Origin of the sequence: Flavivirga rizhaonensis, assembly GCF_004791695.1 — a bacterium.
GTDB classification, from domain to species: domain Bacteria; phylum Bacteroidota; class Bacteroidia; order Flavobacteriales; family Flavobacteriaceae; genus Flavivirga; species Flavivirga rizhaonensis.
In genome coordinates this window covers 76049-100395 of sequence record NZ_SRSO01000016.1, presented here as the reverse complement: position 1 = coordinate 100395, position 24347 = coordinate 76049, and the positions used below count along the sequence as shown (strand labels likewise).

13 protein-coding genes are annotated in these 24347 nt (G+C 35.3%); all 13 read right to left on the bottom strand.

Features of this window, described 5'->3' with window-relative positions; genetic code table 11:
- Positions 1 to 553 precede the first annotated feature (553 nt).
- Positions 554 to 1711, bottom strand: a complete 1158-nt coding sequence (locus tag EM932_RS12485) for a FecR family protein (RefSeq protein ID WP_135877529.1) — start codon at positions 1709 to 1711, stop codon at positions 554 to 556.
- 66 nt (positions 1712 to 1777) lie between these two features.
- Positions 1778 to 2305 carry an RNA polymerase sigma-70 factor gene (locus EM932_RS12480; protein ID WP_135877528.1) on the bottom strand — a complete coding sequence of 176 codons (528 nt, stop codon included), beginning with the start codon at positions 2303 to 2305 and terminating at the stop codon, positions 1778 to 1780.
- Between the two features lie 1338 nt (positions 2306 to 3643).
- Positions 3644 to 4492: an endonuclease/exonuclease/phosphatase family protein gene (locus EM932_RS12475; protein WP_246041046.1), complete on the bottom strand. Its 849-nt coding sequence runs from the start codon at positions 4490 to 4492 to the stop codon at positions 3644 to 3646.
- A 112-nt stretch (positions 4493 to 4604) separates the two neighbouring features.
- Positions 4605 to 6683 (bottom strand): glycoside hydrolase family 97 protein, encoded by a 2079-nt coding sequence (locus EM932_RS12470; RefSeq protein WP_135877527.1) that lies wholly within the window; start codon positions 6681 to 6683, stop codon positions 4605 to 4607.
- A gap of 10 nt (positions 6684 to 6693) precedes the next feature.
- Positions 6694 to 8526 (bottom strand): family 43 glycosylhydrolase, encoded by a 1833-nt coding sequence (locus tag EM932_RS12465; RefSeq protein WP_135877526.1) that lies wholly within the window; start codon positions 8524 to 8526, stop codon positions 6694 to 6696.
- Positions 8527 to 9372: 846 nt separating this feature from the next.
- Positions 9373 to 11040, bottom strand: coding sequence for a sulfatase family protein (locus EM932_RS12460; RefSeq protein WP_135877525.1), 1668 nt, complete (start codon positions 11038 to 11040; stop codon positions 9373 to 9375).
- Positions 11037 to 11939 carry an alpha/beta hydrolase gene (locus EM932_RS12455; protein ID WP_135877524.1) on the bottom strand — a complete coding sequence of 301 codons (903 nt, stop codon included), beginning with the start codon at positions 11937 to 11939 and terminating at the stop codon, positions 11037 to 11039. Before EM932_RS12455 ends, EM932_RS12460 begins: the two co-directional genes overlap by 4 nt.
- A 444-nt stretch (positions 11940 to 12383) precedes the next feature.
- Positions 12384 to 15014: a glycoside hydrolase family 2 TIM barrel-domain containing protein gene (locus tag EM932_RS12450; protein WP_135877523.1), complete on the bottom strand. Its 2631-nt coding sequence runs from the start codon at positions 15012 to 15014 to the stop codon at positions 12384 to 12386.
- Positions 15015 to 15658: 644 nt separating this feature from the next.
- Positions 15659 to 17914 carry a glycoside hydrolase family 3 N-terminal domain-containing protein gene (locus EM932_RS12445; RefSeq protein ID WP_135877522.1) on the bottom strand — a complete coding sequence of 752 codons (2256 nt, stop codon included), beginning with the start codon at positions 17912 to 17914 and terminating at the stop codon, positions 15659 to 15661.
- 263 nt (positions 17915 to 18177) lie between these two features.
- Positions 18178 to 19548, bottom strand: coding sequence for a glucoamylase family protein (locus EM932_RS12440; protein ID WP_135877521.1), 1371 nt, complete (start codon positions 19546 to 19548; stop codon positions 18178 to 18180).
- A gap of 6 nt (positions 19549 to 19554) precedes the next feature.
- Positions 19555 to 20928, bottom strand: coding sequence for a glucoamylase family protein (locus EM932_RS12435; protein WP_135877520.1), 1374 nt, complete (start codon positions 20926 to 20928; stop codon positions 19555 to 19557).
- 95 nt (positions 20929 to 21023) lie between these two features.
- Entirely contained in the window at positions 21024 to 22799 is a 1776-nt protein-coding gene (locus EM932_RS12430) for a LamG domain-containing protein (protein ID WP_135877519.1), read from the bottom strand.
- Between the two features lie 18 nt (positions 22800 to 22817).
- Entirely contained in the window at positions 22818 to 24344 is a 1527-nt protein-coding gene (locus EM932_RS12425) for a RagB/SusD family nutrient uptake outer membrane protein (RefSeq protein ID WP_135877518.1), read from the bottom strand.
- Positions 24345 to 24347 lie beyond the last annotated feature (3 nt).

Below are 24347 nucleotides of genomic sequence, written 5' to 3'. Positions count from 1 at the left end.
TAAAATAGTCAACTGGACTATTTCTTTACATTCCGCTCTTCGTTTTTAACATTGCTTTTTCAATATTTTTTAAATAACTATTAACCTTAGTAATTCACTAAAATGATCTTTAATCTTTTATTTTTTCAAACAAGTAAATACTACTCATCCTATTTTATAAAAAAGGGAACAGATGGTTTATTTTCTTAACTACTCTAACCTAATTAATCTTAAAACCATACTTGTTCCCTTTATGAGATTACACCGTTATATTTTGATTATATATGGTATTCATTAAAATTGCCGAGAAAACAATTTCTTTACATTGATAGTCAAATTATTCAATATATTAGTTGCCCATATGAGATGTCCCTGTTGTCGACATGACAAATGAAATTATTTTTTATTTCTAAATCATGTTAATCGGAGAGAAAAACTACAAACTGACAATTATAATGTCTATTAGCAAGTTTCAAATTAACATTCAAACGCAATTTATTTATAACACATTATTAGTTTAAGAACTCTAACAAAATTACACCAACCAACTATTTGTTCCTTTAAGTTTGAATATTTATTTAATGGTTAGTGTTTTATCGTTTATTTCATAACTATTAATAAAATTTGTACTCTTAATAGCTATTAATATATCTTCAATGCTGTTACTTTTATTGAATGTCCCAATAAAACGCTCTTCTGTTTTCACTTTATTTTCAATAATCACATCCATATCATACCAACGGGACAAGACTTTAAAAATCTCCTTTAAAGGTTTGTTTTCAAAACTAAAAATACCGTCTCTCCATGCCGTTTCGTTGTAAACATCAGCAACCGTAGTTATACTTATTTTATTAGTTTCTAGATTAAGAGTTGATTGTTGGTTTGGTACTAGCACCTGATTTTCAACTGCTGTACTTACCGACACTTTACCTTCTACCAATAGTGTACTAATATTAGTGTCGTCTTTATAGGCTTTTATATTGAATTCGGTTCCTAATACTTCTACTTCTTGAGATCTGTTAAATACTTTAAATTTAGCACCTTTATGTTCCGTATTTGGTGACACATCAAAATAAGCTTCGCCGTAGACTAATTCCACCTGACGCGTTTTTCCCTCAGTAAATGCTATAGGGTATTTTAATTGAGATTCGGAATTCAACCATACTTTTGTGCCATCAGACAATAAAATATAGAATTGTCCGCCTCTTGGTATTGTTAATATATTATAGTTATCCGTTGTTTGCTTCTGCTTACTAGTTTTGTATACTAACTCCTCGCCATTACTGGCAACATGGTTTGATTCATAAACTTGTCCTTTTTCAAGAATAACATCCGATCCGTCTTCAAGTGTTAAGGTTGCTTTATCTGTTCCTATTTTAATATTATTATTTACTATAATCGGTTCATCAAAGTCTTGATCTTGATTTGTTTTATTAAAAACGAAACCTATAGTAATTAACAGTGCAACAGTAGCTGCAGCACCATAATACCAGAACTTGAATGATTTTCTAGTTTGCTGCTGTATTTTTCTTTCTAGAATCTTCCAATCTTTTTCTGTATCAATTTCTTTTAAAAGATCTGAATACTTACCCGATTTTATTTCTGATAACATCTGTGCTTTCGTTTTGGCATCAAAAATCTCAGACGTCTCTAAATCGTTAGGCATTTCATTCTTTATTAGCGAGGCTGCTATTTTTTTTGAAAGTGATTTTATTTTACTGGAATTACCCATTGCAATGTTTTAGGCTATATGATTAATACAAAAAAAAGAAAAAGTGGGTGGTATCATGTAACAAAATTATTTTTTTGTTAAAAAACTAAGAAAATCTCTTAATTTACGGTAGGCTATCTTTTTATGATCTTTGACTGTATTGATAGATATGGACAATTCGTCCGCTATCTGATTATTTGTATAGTCCTCGATACTTAATCTAATAACCTGTGCTGCTTTTTCGGGCAATTTATTGATGGCTTTTTCTATAACTGCGGTGGTTTCTATAGCAACAGCTTCAGAGATGTAGTACTCTTCAGTGTCATAAACCTCCAAATTTGCAAGCTCGTAACGCTCAGTAACTTTATACTGTTTACTTTTTAAATAATTGAGACATTTATTTTTTACGGCTTTATAAAAAAAGCCTGTGGCATGGTTTTCGTTTTGAAACGTGATTTTATCTTCCCAGACTTTGACAAATACTTCCTGAACGGTATCTTTTGAGAGGTCCAAATCATTAAGATACTTATATGCAAACACACACAGTTGTGGATATAAATCCTCAAAAAGTTTCTTGTAAGTTTCTAATGTAAGTTCGTCCTTGCCTCCCCTCATGGCTTTGTTAGAGATAATAATTCGATAAAACTAAGTAATTTTCTACTAATCCTGTAAAAATGTACGTAATTATTTATTAATTTCATAAAAAAGTAAGGCGATTCTATTTCCAAGAGACCGTATGTCTTTAATAAAAAACAATCTGTGATTAATCAATAAAACTAACCTTGTTTTTGTGTAAACTAATTTATATCCAAATAATTACAAAAATAAAAAGAAAATGTTCTTTATATTTATATAATTTCATTTATAGTCATTTATATTATTTTCTAATTGTTATGAATGCATGATCTAAGAATATAATTTTATCCTAAAAACTAAATAATTAGAGTATTATTTTAAAATAAATATAATGAATTTCTCACAAATAAATAGTGTTTCTTTTTATTTTAACGTGAGTTAAATATAACAATAAGTATATTAAACTAAAAATCAATCATTTATATTTTCGTGTCAGATTGTGCCTTTCAACTTTAGTTTATGCTGATTAATTCTACTGATTTCAGGACAAACTAAAGTCGAAGTACTCAAAGTGACTCATACCAATATGAGTAATTTTATACTTATGTGTAAACTTGCTTTTAAATCAAACTCGCTTTGTTTTTCCTCTCCCAGAACTGCCAAAAAAGGCAGTTCTGGCCTCTCCGAAGGAGAGGTGAATGGGAAACCCCGACCAAAAAGGTCGGAGAATCTTTAGATTAAAGAATTTCTTGAAACGAACTATCCCAGAGGCAAACCGTAGGGGTATTTCGCTCGTTTCATACCCAATCAAGTTGCCTACAAGGCTTTGAACTTTCGGTTCTAAAATCTAAATTCTGTTATTTAGATTCCCGTTCCTGTTTGCCATGCCTTTCGCTTGGTAAACCAACAGCTAAGTGTACCTGCATCTTTAAAAAAGATTTATTATTTACTTTTCTTTGCGCGTCCAAAGAAAAGTAACAAAAGAAAAGACGCCCCTTCGATAGGAATTTCTTCTCTCTCTTACGCTCGAGAAGAACCAAGCACAAAACTTCGACGTCTCGCCAATGCGCCATCCAATGCTATGCTCCTGGGTTTCGAAGCTTTTCCCCTTACGCGATCTGGCTCCTTCGCTAAAACAGTCTACCAGACTGTTTCTTTAACGCTCGAGCCTCTTACGAAGGGTCGGGGTCAATGTCATTAAGTTAAGGCTGTAATGTCAGTCTGAGCGCAGTCGAAGACCTATTGGAGTTCTAGTTTTTATTAGCATTTCGACTTCGCTCAAGGTGACAAAAAAGGAGCAAAATCCCTTAACTTAATGACATTGGATCCGAGACAAGCCTCGGAGAATTCTTTTCGATTACATTAATAGAAAATCAACTAAAATTTAAGAAAGACAAAAACTGGTAAGTGATCTGACGGATATTTACAGTCTTTAGAATCGCTTAACACGGCATATTTGCTAACTTTAATAGTTTTTTTGCTGACAAAAATATAATCTATTCTATGCGTTACTGGTTTATCAAAATGAAAACCATTAAATGTTCCTGATGGGCCAAAAGGGAGGGTTTCTGAAATTTCTTTAGAGTCATTAAAATGTTTTTTTATGAATTGAATGCTTTCGGTTTCTGGTTTTAAATTAAAGTCACCCATCAAGATAGCTGGGTAATTTTTAGAATTTAATTCCTTTATTTTTTGAAGAATCAATTTTGGGCTTTCTTTTTTTGCCTGCTTCCCAACATGGTCGAAGTGTGTGTTAAACACCCAAAAATGCTGATTTGTTTTTTTGCTCTTAAAAAGTGCATACGTACACACTCTATTACAAACCGCGTCCCAGCCCATAGATACTTTTTCTGGTGTTTCAGACAACCAAAATGTGCTACTTTCAATAACCTCAAACGATGCTTTTTTATAAAATATGGCTGAATATTCTCCTGAATTTTTTCCATCGTCACGCCCTACGCCTACGTAGTTATAACTTACAAGTGTACTATCCAAATATTGCATTTGATTTGGTAATGCTTCCTGCACTCCAAAAACATGTGGTTCGTAGAAATTAATCTGTCCGGTTATCAAGTCCTTGCGGTGGTTCCAACTGTGTTTTCCTTCTTTTGGGTAATCTAATTTGATGTTGTAGGTCATGACTTTAGTGGTCTCTTGTCCAAACAGAACACCTAGGCTAAAAAATAGGGCTATTAAACAGCTTAATTGCTTCATAATTAATTTCATTCTTTTGAGATTTCTCGTCACTCGTTCCTCGTTCTGTCGAAATGACAAAAAACATAATAACCAATCATTTAACATCTATTTAGTTAAAAAGTTTACATTGAACTGAGGTTAGTTATAATTTCGGCATCAAAGATACGGCACACCCACCTCCTTCAGCCAAATGAAGTTCCAAAACACTATGATTATTCACTTCTTTTTCTTCAATGTCGTAAACTTCAGGATTATTCATATAATGTGAATCTGATCTATCTTTATATAATCTTGCCATATAGGTTTTACCGGCATCTAAAAAGTCCAGCTTTACCTGTATGGTTCTCTTATTTTCATCTGTAATCGAACCCAAAAACCAATTATTCGTACCTTTTTCTTGACGAGCTACTGTTATAAATTCTCCTATTTCGGCATCTAAAACTTTAGAAGTATTCCAATCTACACCAACATCTTTAATAAATTGCATTGCCGGATGTTCTTGATAATGCTTTATTAAATCCGGAACCATTTGTACTGGGCTATATAACACAACATAAAGCGCCAATTGATGTGCCAAAGTTGTATTTATTTGATTGTCTTCCTTATAAGGCTTTAATGACGTATTAAAAATACCAGGTGTATAATCTACAGGACCTCCCAACATTCTTGTGAATGGCACAATGGTTAAATGTTCTGGCGGATTGCCCCCATCTTTAGACCATGCATTGTACTCTTGTCCTCTCACACCTTCTCGAGCAATCGCTACCGGATATGTACGTCGTTTTCCAGTTGGTTTAATGGGCTCGTGCGCATTAATTGCTACTTGTGTTTCCAATCCCTTTTCCAATACTTTTTGATAATGGTTTACCATATATTGTCCATGATGATATTCACCCTCTGGAATAACACTACCAACATATCCTGTTTTTACGGAGTGAATGCCTAAGGATTTCATTAAAGCAAATGCGGTGTCCAATTGTTTTTCATAAAGCACAATATCTGCCGAAGTTTCATGATGCATCATTAATTCCACGCCTTTTGATTTCCCATAACGTACTACTGCTTCTAAATCGTAATCCGGATAAGGTGTTACAAAATCAAAATGTACTTTTTTGTTCTTTTTATCCCACCATTTTTCCCAACCAATGTTCCAGCCTTCTACCAACATGCCATCAATGTTGTGTTCCGAAGCAAAATCAATCATGTCTTTTGCATATTTGGTGTTTGCTGCATGGTATGTTCCTGAATAGTCCCAACTCCCTGTACCAATATGCATATCCCACCATATACCTGCATATTTCATGGGTTTAAAATAAGGTAGGCCATCAACAACTCCCGGGTCGTTTAAATTTACAATCAATTTAGACTCTATTAGGTCACCAGGTTTATCAGCTATTTGAACGGTACGCCAAGGTGTTTCAAAAGGTGTTTGCCGTTTTACTTTTATATTTTCGCTGTTACCTACCAACTCACTTTTCATTTTTAAATTTAGGGTATCAACTGCTAAGGTCATTCCCGCATAATTGGTTAAATCGGCTTCATGGAAACTTAGGTATACCCCTGAATTTGTCTTCATCGTGACTGGTGTATTCACCCCATTTTCCGGCACATACGTTTGTCCTAAATGGGTATTAGGTTTATAATATTTTAAAGCGTTTATTTCTGAAAACCTTGTGGTATTGTATACATATTCGTAAATATCCCAATCTCCTGGAATCCACCAGACTTTATGGTCTGCGGTTAAATTGAATTCGGTATTTTCGTCTATAATTACGACATCCTTTAAATGTTTTTGCTTAGGAAATTCATATCGGAATCCAAGACCGTCATCATAAACTTTAAAAATGATATTTAGCCTTCTTTTTAATTCGGAAGTTTCTTCGAGTTCAACTTTCAAAGTGTTATAATGATTCCGTACCTGGGTATCTTCGCCCCAGATCATATCCCATGTTTCATCTGAGGTCGACTCCTCCACATTTATAATTTTAAAATTTCTACTTAGCGGTGGTGTATCTTTCAGTTCAAATCCTAACTTAGAAGAATCAATAATTGTTTCGTTTTTATAGCTCACCATATAAGATAACTCCTGTTTATTTGACATAAAAAAGTTGAGCTTTACGTTTGTATCTGGGGATTGTAACATAATAGATGCCCTAGACTTCTCTGGGGCACAGCTTATTATTAAAGCCACAAAAAGAATAACTGCTATTAATTGTTTCATAGTTAATTGATTAATTAGTAAATAAAATGTCGCTTTTCTTTGAAATTCCATTTTCATTAAATGCTTCTACCTGGTAATAGTAGCTTGTATTGGTGTTTAAGGCTCGTAATTCGTAATTGGACGTATCGTACATGAATGCAGACAGGTTAAGCTTATCTTTTGAAATACCCCAATAAACAACATAGCCCGTAGCTCCTTTAACGGGATTCCATGTGAGGTCTGTATTTCTTCTGTCGGATTGCCTTGAAGCCATAAAATTTGATGGTGCTTCGGGTGGTATTCCACGACCGTTTCCAAACACTCTAAATTCCGAAATGGCTAAATGCTTATTATAGCAATACACATGATTGTATCTAATAAATCGTGCATTCACAGGTCTTTCCAGTTCAAGATAGGCATGTGGCATATCTTTTTCATTTTTAGAATAATCAATTACCGTTTTCCATATTTTACCGTCTGCAGAGCTTTCAATAACAAATTGTTGTTTCATACTTTCTGGCCTTCCGAAAATCCCTGCATTAAAGTCCTGAAAATTAATTTGAATGGCTTTAACTTCCATGGTTTTAAGCAAATCGACCGTCACATAAATGGAATCATGATTGGCTTCGGAAACCCAATACGAGCGTATTTCTTCATCATTAATACTTTTTATACTAAAATCCTTTATTTGTTCTTGCATATAGCCTTTATCGCTTTCATCAACCACATTAATATCTTTTTGAACCAATCCAGAATTTGTAGTGACTGGTTTTTTATACGACAAGAGCATCCAACCGGTAAATCGTTGTTTATGATTATCTACATCCGAATCTGGTAAATAGTGTGGGTAATCGCCATAGGCCGTATTCACATACATTTGTCCGTCTGCCTCAAAGCCTGCTGGGTACATCCCTAAACGTCTTTCGAATTTAAAATTTACAGATATGGCCATTGTGGAAAAATGCCAGTAATTACCATTATTGTCTTTCACTGTACTTCCATGGCCAGAGCCTTTTAAAAAACCGCCCGGTTTGTAGGAAATGGGATTATAGGCAGCATATTCAAAAGGTCCGAGTGGGCTTTTAGCAGTATAGACACCATCTGCATACACATTCCATTGTGTTCCGGGAGCACCATACTCCAAATAATAGGTGCCATTATGCTTCATCATCCATGGGCCTTCAATGAATGGCTTGATATCGGAATTATGATCCTGTCCAAAACGTTCCCATCCATGTTTATCTGGATTTAGATTGAATAAATCGATCTGTTTTCCTAAAGGAATATAATGATTCAAAGGGTCTAACTCCACACCTCTTATCGGCCATTTGTTCGATGATTCTTCGTAGAGATAGACGCTTCCATCATCATCCACAAAAAGGTTTGGGTCTTGCACGCCATGAGGCACACTCACAACGGCATAATTTGTTTTCCAATCACCTAATTCCGGATTGTCTGTTTCAATTACGGCACCTCGACCTGATGGATCTCCTAAAACGATGACCTTATCACCTTTAACTGCCACCGCTGGCGCATTACTACCATTAAAATACCAACTCTGAGGTTTTATAAATGTCCAGTTGCTCATATCATCTGATGCCCAATATCCATGGGATCTGGTAACGAACATGTAGTACCTTCCCTTGAAATTCACTACAGCTGGATCAGCACCCGAGCGGTAAGACACATTATTTCTGGCACGATAGTGTGACATATATGAATAATCTATATCAATAGGGTTACAATAAGTCTTATAATGCTTTTTTGTATTTTCGGAGATTTCTTTATTATTAGAGATATTTCCAACCTTATGGCTTTTTGTTTTTTCGTTACAGGACTGAAAACAAAAGAAACAGGTGCTCATTATACATATTATATTAAAAACGAATCTGGTCATAATCAACTTGTGTTTGATATAATTTGGTGTTTGTGTTTAAAACCTTGTAAATATTTAATTAACGTGAGCTCGATATATTAAAACTTAACAATCAGTTGTTTAATTATTTTAATAAAGAAACTATGTCATTCCGAACGCTACGGAGAGTAAAATATATTTTACTTGAACGTATATAGCGTAGCTATTGAGGAGGAATCCCATCTTTATGAGATTTCTCCTCGCTCATGCTTCGCTCTGTCGAAATGACAAACACTTGAAATTCATTTATTTAATATTATTTTTTATAATGAATAATCTCATTCCGAACATTATCGAGAACAAAATGTGTTTTGTTTGAAGATACAAAGCGAAGCCTATGAGGAGCACGCCTACTGGCTGCTGCTTGTACCTACATCTTTTTTTAAGAAACATTCTCATTTTATACATTGAATTCTTCTTTTTATATATCTTTTTTGCATTACCCAAAAAAAGAAACAAAAAAGGCTAGGCTTTATACAAATTCATTGAAAATCGACATTATTGATCTCTCTTGCACATTGCAACCGCTGCGCTAGGCAATGCTCCTCTGCCAAGCGCTCATCAATAATTTGATTTTGCTACTGAATTTATATAGAGACCATTTACCTTCTATTCATGTTTTTCATTTTCATTACATTGTTTATATTTAAATCTGATTGCCCTAGTGCATCTGGAATATTTCTCAATACTTCACACTTTTGCCCTTTTTATACCCCTACAAATCCTCCAATCCATGTTTTAACAATTTTATGAACACCATTATTATTTGTGGGTGCTCCATAGCTGCCATGTTAATTAATGGGTATAGGCTTTCATGGGTTTCCCTCTCAATCTTTCAAAATTTTCATAGGCTTTCTTAATAGATTCGGGAGAGGCATGTTCAAATTCTTTCTCTGTGACTTGATATTCCCATTGCAACTCTTTTAGCTTCTTCCGTAGTTTTTCTTCTATACCGTTGTAGTTATCATTATCAATTAAATTTTGGGTTTCGTTCGGGTCTTTTTCTAAATCGTATAATTCCCACTCATCTATATCATCGTACACATGAATCAACTTATACCGTTTTGTACGGACTCCACACATTTTCTTTACCATATGAAATGCAGGGAAATCGTAATAATGATAATAGATAGCTTCTCGAAAGTCATCACCTTCAATCCCACTAGTAACTAATGGTTTTAACGATTTCCCTTGCATATCCCTGGGGATGTCAACACTAGCAAAATCCAAAAAAGTCTCGGCAAAATCTAAGTTTTGAGTTAATGCTGTTATTTCTGTTCCCGGTTTAATGACTCCCGGATATTTCATAAGCATAGGCATTCCCAAAGACTCCTCATACATAAATCGTTTATCAAACCAACCCTTTTCGCCTAAATAAAAGCCTTGGTCTGTGGTGTAAACCACTATAGTATTTTCTTCTAAACCGTTAGCTTTTAAATAATCCAAAATACGTCCCACACCTTCATCTACCGCTGCTATAGTCGCCATATAATCTTGTAAATAACGTTGTAACTTCCACAGGTCCAAATCCTTTCCAGATAAGCTGGCACTATGAAAGGCATCATTTTTTGGTTGATAGGCTTTGTCCCAGGCAGCTCGTTGTTCCGCTGTCATACGCTCAAAATCTGTGGTCCACGGATTGTGTGCCAATTCCAGGCTCCCTTTTTTCCTGGTCATTTTTAAATCATGTCCTTCGTACATATCCCTATAAATGGTTTGGTATTGCTCTTTTGAAGCTGTTGATCCTTCATGGTTCGTAAAATAAGTCTCGGGCACTGGAAATTTAACTGTATCATATTTATTGGCATGTCGTAATGCCGGCATCCAGTTTCTGTGAGGTGCTTTGTGCTGTACCATGAGCATAAAAGGTGTTTCGGCATCTTTAATTTCATCCAGATACCTAATCGCGTCTTCGGTTACAATATCAGTCGCATAGCCCTTTACCATTGTGGTATCTATTTTTTGGGTTTGTGTATTAATAGAAATAAAATTGGGATTATAATAGTTGCCCTGGTCTTGCAGAATATTCCAATAGTCAAATCCCTGTGGAAGCCCATGCAAATGCCATTTACCAAACATAGCCGTTTTATAACCTGCTTTTTGCAATAGTTTTGGAAAGGTTTGTTGGTTGCCATCAAAACGATCACCATTCATTCTAAAACCATTAACATGACTATGTTTTCCGGTTAAAATGACGGCGCGACTGGGGCCACAAATAGAATTGGTACAGAAATTATTTTTAAAAATAGCACCTTCATCAGCGATTCTATCAATATTTGGTGTGGGTGCTAATTGACTAATAGGATGCCCATAAGCACTTATGGCTTGAGTGGCATGGTCATCTGCCATAATGAAAATAATATTGGGCCTTACTTTTGCACTACCAATCTGAACTTCTTTTTTTTCTCCTTTACAGGATTGACATACAGTAGCTATTAAAACAATATATATTAGTTTTTTCATGGGGTTTTAGTTATAATCCTTTTTGTTTGAATGGTTTCTTTATATTGAATGGTTTGATTGAAAAAATCAAGTATCGTATCTAATTGGTCAAAGGGAATTTGACACAGTTCGTGCTTACCGCCCACTACTTTGTAGAAATAATAAGAAACTCCCAAATTATCCAATGTATCTGTAATAACTTCGGAACCATCCAAAATCATATAACCCAACTTATCTGATGTGCAATAATGATGTGGTGCTTTTCCACAAGGCACCAAATTATCATCGGTTCCATGAAACAGCACTGTGGGTACTGCATTTTGTTTTGAGATATAATCTGAATTAACCAAAGCACCTGCAAGCGAAATAACTCCTGCAAAGTTCACATCTTTATATGTTGAAACATCATCGACAAAAAAGTTTCTTAAGTATACCGCATTTAAAACCCCCTCAGCACCAGCGCTACTACCACCAGCTATGATTTTGGTTGGATCTATTTTAAGTCTTGCTTTGTGCTCTACAACATATTTAGCAGCGTCAAGATAATCGATAGCTGCTTGCCTAAAAATATCCAATTTTAAGGTTTTCGGACAATCACAACCTGAACCTGTTTTTGAGTTTTTTAATAGCAATCTGTATGACATCGAAATACCTATATAACCTTGTTTGGTTAAGCTTTTCATCATTTTAACCTCATCGGGGTTATCACGTTTACCACCTGCAAATCCGCCTCCGTGCATCCATAAAACGACGGGGAGTCTGTCATTGGTCTTCATACTTTTTGGTGTATATACATCCATTTTCAAGGTATCTGAATCTTTAATCGCATAGGTATAAGTCGTTTTGTTCTGAGACCAAATAAAATTGCTGATGCACAAGCATATGATAAATGATTTAAGATTTAGATGTATTAATATCATTTTTAAAATTTATTTTTTCGGACTTTTTGTTTTAGAGTGATGCTATTTAAACCTTTCTAATTTCGATAAAATCGAAATTGTCCTCCCTTTTGAGATTTCTCGTCACTCGTTCCTCGCTCTGTCGAAATGACAAATAGCTAAATATCAAACATTTAAACACATATTGTTTACTGAAATTTATATTGAATTGAACTGATCTTACTTATGCTATTTTTTATCTATTTAACTCGATACAACTTTAATTTTATTTAAATGTCAGGTTGAGTACTTCGGCTATAGTTTATACTGAGCGCAGTCGAAGTACTCAGTATAAACTAAAGTCGAAACCTAATTAAAACAACTGAATTTTTAAAACCTTTCGACTGCGCTCAAGGTGACAAGCTTTATTTTATTGAACTTTTGTCTATTTTTTTATAAATTTTATGTCGAACTCACGTTATTTTTTCAATCTATTTTTTCGATTAAAACACCACTTATCACAGGTTTGCCTACAATCGGTTTTAAGGAAATAGTTAATCCTTGATTATTTTCAACTCTAACTATTGCTGATTTTTCAATGCCATATTTTTCCGGATATTGCTCAGCCATATTAAACTGATTTTCTATGCACGTATCGTTTAAATAAATATCGAAAATGCGTTGTTCTTTATCATTATCATTAGTCTCATCAACAGCATTCAAATTATAGATATTATCTATGGGTTTTATTTGAGGTTCTACAAAAAATAAACTGATTTTATACTCGCCATTGGGTATATCTAATTTATAATTTGTACACCCTTCCAACATGGTTTGAAATAAGGGTTCTGAAACTGTATTCTTAATGCTGTAAGGCACTCCTTGATGTTTATCGTCACTTAGATTAAAAACGAAGCCATCCATATAACCAAACTTGCCTTTTTCATAAGGTTGATCTGGAACGAATGTTATTTGACGTTCTTTATCTGCAAAGTAAAAATGAGAACCTATATTAATTCCTAAACGAGGAAACATTTCAAAATCTAAAGTTTTTGTTTTTATCACGTCAGTCGTTTTTTCTTTGAATATTGGTCCTGCCGTTACTTTGATAGTGTTTGCTCCATTTACAAACGGTATATCGACAGTTACAGCACCATTTTTAAATGAAATATCTTGAAGTTTTCCACCGTTTAAAAAAACCACACCTGTATTCTGATTTGAATATATTTGAACGGGGTATGTGTCGTTATCAAACAGTGTTAAACCATCCAAATAAGTAGTGGCGATATGTATAAAAGGTTCTTTGTTGTTTAAAACCGATTTATACCAATAATATATGTCCTTGGGCTCTCGATTAAATTGTATTAAGCCTTTTTGATTAACGTGAGGTATGGCATCACCGCGAAACTCCGAGCCGAAATCGGCAAAATTCCAGGCTGTCATCCCTGTCATATAAGGTCTTTCCATAATTTGCTGGTAATAGGATTGATGTAATTTGGCTTGATATTCTGTGGAGAAATCAAATTTTTTGGGTGTATTCGTAAAAATTCTAACATCGGCTCCAGGTCCATACTCTGAAAGTAACAGCGACCTATTGGGGTATCTTTTATGTTGATCGTCTAAAAAAACACCTAAATCCGGTATGTCTTTATCATACCATCCAAAATATAAGTTCCAACCGAACAACATCGGTAAATCGGCGATACCAGTTTCATTATACAATTCGTTTAAATGCCCTGCCATAACTGTTATGTGATTGGGAGCTAACTTACGCGTTAATCCCTCTAATTGTTTGGCTAAATCGACGGCAGCTTTTTTCTGGTTTTCCTTTTCAACTTCGGTGGATTTATTATCGAAGGCTAATCTTAAAAAGATTTCGTTCATATAACCAAACATTACTACTGATGTATGATTATAATATTGTTTCACATGTTCCTTTTGCATATTCAAACTAACATCAAAAAATGCTTTGGTATCTGTTATTTTATTAACTACGGGAATTTCAGACCACACTAAAATGCCTAGTTTATCACACATATCGTACAACTCCCGTGACTGCGGGTAATGTGCATTTCGAAGCACATTGGCTCCCATCTCTTTTATAAGTTGAATATCCTTTTTCTGAAGCTCCATGGGAACGGCATTGCCATAGCCTTTATAATCCTGATGACGATTAACACCAATAAGCTTGATTGGTTTCCCATTTAAAAAGAACCCTTTATCGGCATCCACATGCGCCCATCGAAAGCCTATATGTTGTCTTTTTTCATCTAAAACATGTTGTTCTTCATCTAATAATTGAAGCTGTAGTTTGTATAAATATGGTGAGTTCGGAGACCATAATTTTGGATGGTATAGTTCTGAAAATTTAATATTTATAGCTTCTGAGGCATTTGCACTACTTTTAAATTTTAAACTTTTATTAAATACCGCTTTATTTTCAGCATCAAGAATGGCCACTTTTAGATGGTTGTTTGATAATTTGTTTTCAAAATTATCGATCAGTACTTTAACTTCTATGCCCACCTTTTCTTCTGAAATAGTATAGTAATCTATATAGTATCCATCTGAAGCAAAATCAGATAACGAGATATGTTGTTTTGGTTTTGAAATAAGCTGTACGTCGCGATAGATGCCACCGTAAAAGGTGAAATCTGCATCTAACGGCGGGATATTAGGATTATGACTGTTATCAACTTTTACTTCAATTAAATTATATGCATCATAATGTATCCATTTTGAAATATTGACATTAAAAGCCGTGTAACCCCCTTTATGATTGCCTACATGATTACCATTAACATATACATCTGCTTCTTGATTGACACCTTTAAAGTACAGATAATGGATTAAATTTTCTTTTGATTTTGAAAAATAAAGCTGCTTTTTATACCATCCCACACCTCTATAATATCCTTTTACCTCATCAAAGGCATCCTCTTTATTCCAGGTATGCGGTATATTGATGGTTTCCAAATTGTTAGAAGTTCTTTCTCCTAAAATAAACTGCCACCCAGAATTTATGGTAATTGTTTGGGCTTTTATTTTACCTGGGAACAGCCCCAATATTAAAAGAAATACGGCAAGTCTAAATTTAAATGTGTTGTTAGGTTTCAAAATGATTTTTATAATAATTTTTTAATTTTAAAGACATTGTTTTTTAACGTGAGTTTTCGACATAAAATTTATAAAAAAATAGACAAAAGTTCAATAAAATAAAACTTGTCACCTTGAACGCAGTCGAAAGGTTTTAAAAATTCAGTTGTTTTAATTAGGTTTCGACTTTAGTTTATACTGAGTACTTCGACTGCGCTCAGTATAAACTATAGCCGAAGTACTCAACCTGACATTTGAATATAATTAACTGATTTTCATTTAAATAAAACTAAATTTGTATCGAACTCATGTTATTTTAATATGAAACATATATCTTATCGAGTGGATTCCTGCCTCCGCAGGAATGACAAAACCGACTATTTAATCACTCATATTCGATAACGTCATTTTATACGCTTGATAATTTTTTGTCTTCAATCTACCATTGACGTGTTTTTTAAGCAACTAATCTAGAGCTGTTTGTTCAGAACACAGCGAAGAACCTTTTGATAATTTTTTAGAGATTCTTCAGTCGTAAGCTTCGCTTATATCTTCAAACAAAATATATTTTGTTTTCGATAGCCTTCTGAATGATACCCGACTCTAAATATTGTTATTAACTAGTTTACAATAATGTTAAATAGATTAAGCTATATCCAACCATGCTATTCTAATGTAAATATGTGTTCAAAATTAAAATCTGAAGTGCCTTTTATAGCAATTTCAAATGTTCCCGGTTCTACGGTAAATGTGTCATTGTTATAAAACTTTAAATCTTCAACGGTTAAGTCAAAACTCACTGTTTTACTTTCTCCTTTTTTAAGGACTATTTTTTCGAAGCCTTTAAGTTCTTTTACTGGTCTTGTGATACTTCCTACTTTATCATGAACATATAATTGCGCCACTTCAGACCCATCGTAATCACCCGTATTTGTTATAGTAACAGAGGCGGTTAAGGTATCTGAAGACCCTATAGTGGTTGCTGATAATTGAACATCGGAGTATTCGAAATTAGTATAGCTCAACCCATGTCCGAAAGGGTATAAAGGCGTATTGGGCGAATCAATATAATTAGATTTGTAATCTTCTTTTGGATTATTGGGAGGAATGGGGCGTCCTGTATTTTTCATATTATAATAAATAGGTACTTGCCCTAAGGTTCTTGGAAAGGTTACTGGTAATTTTCCTGATGGATTATACGTTCCAAACAACACATCGGCAACGCCGCTTCCACCACTAGTTCCCGGAAACCAGGTTTCTAAAATGGCATCTGCTAAATGGTCTTCTTCTGATAGATCCAACGGACGACCATTCATTAAAACCAATATAATTTTTTTATTGGGTACTGCTTTACGAATTGCTTTTATTAAATCTGTCTGACGTCCGGGTAGTTTTATATTGGTTCTACTGGCAGCTTCTCCACTCATATCGTAGTCTTCTCCCATCACCATAACGACTTTATCTGCTCGTTTTGCAGCATTTATAGCTCTATTAAATTCACTTTTATCATCACCTTCAATCTCGCAACCTTTGGCATATATAATTTTTGAATCGCCTAAATACTCCTGAATTCCTTCATGCACACTAATAGCCTTGCCTTTTCTATCGCCAGCCGCCGCCCAATTGCCTATAATATTTTCTTTGTCTTTCGCCAATGGCCCTATTAGTGCTATTGTTTGGCTATTATTTAAAGGCAATCCTTTGCCTTCATTCTTTAACAACACAGAACACATCGCTGCAGATTTACGTGCTGCTTCTAAGAACTCAGGTTTATAAACCACTTCTTTTTCACGTTGCTCGTCGCAGTATCTATAGGGATCATCAAACAACCCCAGTTTATATTTTGTCAGCAAAATTCTTCGGCAAGCGTCATTAATCAATGTCTCATCTACGCTTCCTTCATTCACTAATTCTTCTAAATAGAGACGATTTGCACTGCTCATCATATCCATATCGATACCCGCATTAATAGCTAATTTTGTGGCATGTTTTTCATCTTCTGCAAATCCGTGAGGCACTAATTCGTTAATAGCCGTATAATCGGTAACCACAAAACCATTAAAATTCCATTCATCTCTTAAGATATCTCTAAAAATAAATTTATTTGCTGTTGCAGGCACGCCATTAACTTCATTAAAAGCCGTCATAAATGTTTCTACACCCGCCTCTACAGTTGCTTCAAAAGGTGGTAAGTATACATTTCTAAGTTCATCCTCGCCCATATTTACTGTATGATAATCACGACCAGCCTGTGCAGCACCATAGCCCACAAAATGTTTTGCGCAAGCAAGTATCGTATTATGTTTGGATAAATCGTCCCCTTGAAAGCCTTTTACGTATGCTTTTGCAATTTCACTCCCTAAATAGACATCTTCACCTGCGCCCTCTGAGATACGTCCCCAACGCGGGTCTCTCCCTATATCTACCATAGGTGCAAACGTCCAATGTATCCCTTCTGCCGAGGCTTCCTCGGCTGCAATGCGTGATCCTTTTTCTATATCTTCTAGATCCCAACTTGCTGCTAATCCTAAATTGATTGGAAAAATGGTTCTAAAGCCATGAATAACATCATAGCCAAACAACAACGGAATACCCAATCTGGTTTCTTCTACTGCCAGTTTTTGCAAATCTCTAGTGCCTTTAGCTGAATATACATTCAGCATGGCTCCAACATTGCCTTCTTTTATATATTTTTTATTATTGGAACTCACTGTTGGACCCGTAACCGTCCAACCGCCACTATACATGACGGTTTGGCCAATTTTTTCCTGTAAAGTCATTAGACGCATCAAGGAATCGACTTTAACGTCGAACGGGGCTTCATTAGAAACCTTGCTAACGACGTTTTTAGAATCGGTACGACAACTAAAAACGGTCATTATGAGTAAAAAAATGTAAGCTTTGGTTAGAGTATTAATCATTTTTTTAGTATTTTTTATTTGTAAAAGGGGCGTTTAAAAAGTGTCATTCAGAACCTTTCGACTGTCGCTCAAGACAGGCTAAAGTGAAGAATCTCTTAAAAATTAAACACTTAAATATTATAATTAGTTGAGATTTTTCAGTAAGCTGTGCTTGCTACTTTCACTACAAAATGTATTTTGTAGTTCAGTAATGCTCAAAATGACAATTCATATACTTTTTAGACAGCCTCATTATATCGTATTAATTTAATCTTCATAACTTCCTAATAATTAAATCCTAATTTATCCAGTCCTTTTTTAACATCTTCATTTTGCATAAATAGGTTCCATAACAACCCTGTTCTATGATTTTCAATCATAATAATTTGAGGCCCCTGATCTATAGCAAGGTAGGTTTCGGTAACCCAAAAATTATAATGCGGACTAAAGGCATCGTAAAATCCTGCTGGTCCTAATAATTTATCTTTATTTTGATATAAATAGTGCATCACTTTAAGAGATTCCGTAGGTGTATAGGGTATAGAACTAATGGCTGCTGTTGGAGACACCACCCCTGTGTCGTTTGAAGGACTATGTGCTGAATACCCTCTTGAACCGTCTGCATTTCTTGAATAACTTGCTGTTAACCCCCAACAATCTTCGCCATAATCTATATAGTTTTTCGGATTGACTATACAGTATTGACGATTGATCTTAGTATGGTTGACTACCAAATTCCAATAATTCCCATATGGATCGGTTAAGTTTTTAGGGTTCAATCCTAAGAATGAATAATGACTAAAAAACAGAGGGCCTCCAAAATTGGAGCCACCAGCATGTCTTAGCACCAACGGAAAACCGTACTGCGAACTTGAGGAAATAATGGCTCCATTATTAGCCCAACCTTTTTCGTAAGCTGTTTTATCAATTGTATAATCTGGTGAAGCTGCGGCTAAAATATAAGTGATTAAAACTTCGTTATAGCCTGTTAACTTCAAGTTGATATCAAAATCATGATTAGGACTCCAATGCCAGTATAAGACATCCTGGTTCTGGGTGTACCAATTCCATTCTACACCTTTCCATAGTTCGTCTGCTTGTTGTGCCAAAGCTTTTTCTATATCTGAACCATTTTTGAAATATTCTTTGATACAAATGAGTCCTTGTACCAAAAATGCGGTTTCTACCAAATCGCCCCCATCATCCTTTACGCTAAAAGGTAATGCATTGGCTGAGTTACCATCTATCCAATGCGACCATGCGCCGTGAAAACGATCTGCGTTTTCTAAAAATGTTACTATTTTACTTAATCTAGAAACACCTTGTTCTCTTGTAATAAAATCACGCTCTATACCTACCAGAATACTCATGAGTCCAAATCCAGTGCCTCCTGTTGTTACTACATTTTGATTGAGCGTCGGATTATTTGGATGATATCTTTCCTTTGCTGCACCGGAATTTGAATGTGCAAAATCCCAAAAGTATTTAAAGGTTTCTTTTTGGGTTAAATCCATCATGTCTTCATCACTCAATGGCACTACCCCAGTAGGGTCATCATCTGAACCCGGAATGTAAGGTTCCTGATACCCCGGACCATTATCTTTCCCACAAGAAAAGCACACAACACACAATAATATCAATGAATATCGAAGCATAGAGATTTATTCGTCTTTTGAGTATGTGAATCCTAATTTATTCAGTCCTTTTTGGATGTCTTTATTTGCCATAAAGAGGTTCCACAACATTCCGGAACGATAATTTTCAATCATAACAGGAATAGGCCCCTGGTCTATAGCCAGATATCTTTGCGTATACCAATTATGTTCGAAACTAAATGCATCATAAGGACCATATTTACCTATGAGGCTATCATGGTCTTTATATAGTTTTTTTAACATTTGCATGCTCTCTTTTGGCGTATATGGAAATGAGGACAGTGCCGCTGTTGGCGCTATAACACCTAGGTCTTTATCTGGCCTATGTCCTTTATAACCCTTTACGGAATAACTTGATGTCAAGCCCCAGATACTGTCTCCATAACCTTTATAATTTTTTGGATTAGCTACTGCATGCTTGTAATGAATTTTGGCTTGGTTTTGAACGAGTTTCCAATAATCTGCATAGGTATCTGATAGCCCTTTCGGGTTTAATCCGGTATAGGAATAATGTGCCCAAAACATAGGTCCTACAGGAGATTTATCGTGTTCGTAATAATCAAGAATTAAATCTTCCCCGTAATATGTTTCATTAGAAACAATATCCCCATCTCTAGCCCAACCTTTATGATACACTGCTTCATTTACAGCATGTGTAGGTGATGAGGCTGCTAAAACATACATAATTAAACATTCGTTATAGCCCCCAACTGGAAAATTCATATCCCAGTTGTATTCTGGTGACCAATGCCAATACAACACATCTTCACCTTTGGTATACCAATCCCATTCTACGTCATGCCAAAGTTTATCTATTTTTTCTACTAATTTTTGTTCCTCTTCATTGCCGTTTTTAAAATATTCGGCAACTGTTAACAAACCTTGAACTAAAAATGCGGTTTCTACCAAATCCCCACCATTATCTTTTTTGCTAAAGGGCATCATTTTACCTGTTTGCCCATCCAACCAATGTGGCCATGCTCCATGGAATCTATCAGCATTTTCTAGAAAACCTACCATCTTAACAAAACGCCTTAACGCCTGTTCTCTGGTTATAAATCCACGTTTCACGCCTACCAAAATAGCCATCATTCCAAAACCACTACCTCCTGTAGTAACGGTATATTTTGGTGATGTAGGGTAAACATTGTCTATATGTAAACGTTCTGGGGCAAGACCTGAGTTAGGCTCCGCGCCATCCCAAAAATAATTGAAAGTTTGTTTTTGAGCTAAATCTAATAAGGCCTCATCATCATTTATAACTAAAGGCTTCTTAATAGGCTCTCTTTTTACAATCTTGTCTTTTTCATCCTTACAGTTAAAATATATTAAAGGTAAAAGCAATAGAAAAATCAATGTCTTCTTAATAGAAAAACTCATATAGAACTACAAATTAATTTTAGCTGCATTTTATTAAATAAAATGCAGCTAAAAATTCAACTAAATAAACTTACAAACACAATATGCAACTAAAACTAATTTCCCATAATGGTTTGAACTTCCGACTGTGAAAGCGTTTTGTTATATAAATGCAATTCATCTAAATAACTTTCATCAGACCGATGATTCCAACCTGTAAAACGTGGTGCTCCAGACATGATAGATAAAATATCACATCCCGTCCAGTCCACACCAGTTATATCGCTCTCTGCAGCCACTTCTCCATTGATGTAAACTATAGCTTTTGTTCCAGAAATAGTAAAGGCTAAATGTACCCATTCATTAGCTGTAGGATCAACATCAGCTGCCGCACCTCCATCTACCCAAGTATCTCCTGCTCCTGTACCAACATTTAATTTAAAACGTTGCATACCTCCTGCGTTTTCCCTGAAGAATCTGAACCCATTACTTCTATTGTTTTGTGAATCAGGATAATTAGCATTTCCGATATCTTCAGGTCCTATAACGAGAACACCTGCCCGATCTGGTGTAGCATTTACCTTATGCCACATCGTAGCACTAAATTCACTTGCCAGTAATCCTGTTGTTGGGAATGTTATATATGAATCTGCAGCACCAGCATAAGCATCACTACCTAATTTACTTTCTCCTGCAAAACCGGGAGTTCCTGTAATATCGGCTGCACCTCCTGTTACCCAGTTTTTATAGGTTCCATCAAACGCCATATACATGGTTTCGCCATCATCGGGTGTATATGGATTTGTAACTCCAATAATATTCTGAATTTCACTTTGTGATAAAGCCGTATTGAAGAAACGCAATTCATCCATAAAACTTTGATCAGACTTATGATTCCAACCTGTAAAACGAGGTGCTCCGGACATAATAGACAGGATATCGCAATCTGTCCAATCTACTGGAGCTGGTAAAGCACTTTCTTTGGCTAATTGACCATTGATATATACACGTGCTTCTGTTCCAGATATAGTAAATGCTATGTTTACCCATTCATTTTTATTGGGGTCGACATCGGCATCAGTACCACCATCAACCCATGTATTACCAGCACCTGTACCTACGTTTAATTTAAAACGCTGCATACCTCCAGCATTTTCCCTAAATAACCTGAATCCGCCATTTCTATTATTCTGGCTATCTGGGTTTGTTACGTCCGGTGGTCCTATTACCAATACGCCTGCCCGATCTGGAGATGCATTCAATTTATGCCAGAAGACAGCAGATATTTCATTTCCTAATTGCATGGTACTGGTTGGCACCGTTAAATAGGAGTCTTCTGCTCCGGCATAAGCATTATTACTCGCCAAACCTTCACCTGCAAAGCCCGGATTCCCAACTATTGTTGCTCTGGTAACACTTATGAATTCTGTGTAATCTGTTTCAAAATCCATATAAAGCGTCTCATTTGCAAAAATTGGAATGTAAGGTGGTTCTTTTTCAAAATTTGCAGTAGCCGTCGTCGTATTCCCGTTAATATCTGTCGCTTCAACTTTTAATTCATGTTGACCTGTGGTGACATTATCAAAAGGAACCTCAGCTAAAACACGTCTATAATCTTTAAAGCCACTTAATGTTGCTATCTGATTGTTGTTAATTGATACTGCAATGGTTTCTACTTCAATATCATCTGTAACTTCAAACTCAACGTTTATAGCTACTACAGGATCATTAACTTTTATTTTAGTTCCATCAATGGGATATTTAAGAGTTACCTCAGGAGCTCCTGCATCGGGGCCTGGATCTACTGCTGTTATCGAGTCGATACCATCGTTACATGAAAACACAAGCAACAGTAACATGAATCCAATAAGTTTATTTATATATAATTTCATTTCCTTATAGTTTTTTAATTAATTTTCTAACGGCAATGCATCAACTTGTTCCTGAGGGTAGGGCAAATATGCTTTATCTTCGGAAAAAGTTCTTCCGTCATAACTCAATTCACTGTATCGACCTAAGCGGATCATATCATAATATCTAATACCCCATTCAAGACCTAACTCAGCTAGTTTCTCATCCATTATCTGGTCAAGTGTCACACTTGGTAAATCAGGCATATTGGCTCTTTGTCTGATAAGATTTACCGCTTGAGCTGCTGTAAGCCCATTACCATTAGCGCCCTGAGTAAGTGCTTCTGCATACATTAATAGTATTTCGGCATATCTTATATTTATGAAGTTTTTTCCTCCTCCATAATCGTCTCTTTCGTCTGTAAGTTGAATGGATGGCAGATAATGTTTACCACTGGCAAACTTAGCTCTTGCATAATCGTTGATGATATCTCCATCTCTTGTTGTATTTCTTACAAACGAAGGAAGACTATTATAACCATCTGCTTCAAGATCCAAAATTCCTCGATCTGTAAATAACACACTGGTCTCAAGACGAATAGTTTCATTTCTATCCAGCATGAATTTAATAAATTTCATACTTGGCTCATAGAATCCCCAACCACTTCTTGCATTTTCTCGAGCTGGAGTCCAGTTTTGAGAACCAAAGGGAGCGTATAGATGGTAAAAACGATCTCCCGTTTCGGAATTAAAATCCGAATACTGCATTTCCAAGAGGTTTTCATCACTCAATTCACCAGGTTTTTTGAAAAGTTGGTAATAATCAGAGTAAAGCGAAAACTTACCTGAATTTATAATAGCTCCGGCAGCATCTGCCACGCCTTGGTAATTCCCGAGTTCTAAATTTGCCATAGCTTTCATTGCATAAGCCGTATATCTTGTAACGGCGCCAGGTAAATCTGGCCGCTCATTTGGTCTCATATCGGGTAAATCTGAAGCAATTTCATCCATCTGATCTGATAGATATTGCATAACTTCTTCCTTAGAAGACACCCCATTTGCTTCAATTTCATCGGCGGGAGTATTCGTTTCATAAATAAACACGTCTTTCCAAACGCGTGCTACGTTAAATTGCAACCAAGCTCTTAAAACTTTAATTTCTGCAATATATTGGTCTGCTAAGGGCTTTTCGTTTTCACTCAAAAACTCTTTAAAACGCTCAACTTGTACTATTGCAGTGTTAAGATCAATGATATCACTGTAATGCTGATTCCAAAACTCATTGTACATCCAATAATCTTTATTGTAAGCGTATAAATCCGTATCAGCAAAAGGCTGTTGATCTCCAAGACCTCCTGCATTAACATCGTCTCCTCTAACGGCTATGAGTAAGGGTTCTGCCCAATGTCTGGTAGCAAATACATTATATGCGCCAATTAAAGGCTCAATCATACCATTTGTATCAGTGTAATCTAAATCTGCAGCATTCAACTGACCTTCTTGCGAATCAAATTTATCACTACAGGATACCGAAGTGGCCATAACCACTAGGGCACTTAAAATGAATAAAACTTTTATTTTTTTCATAAC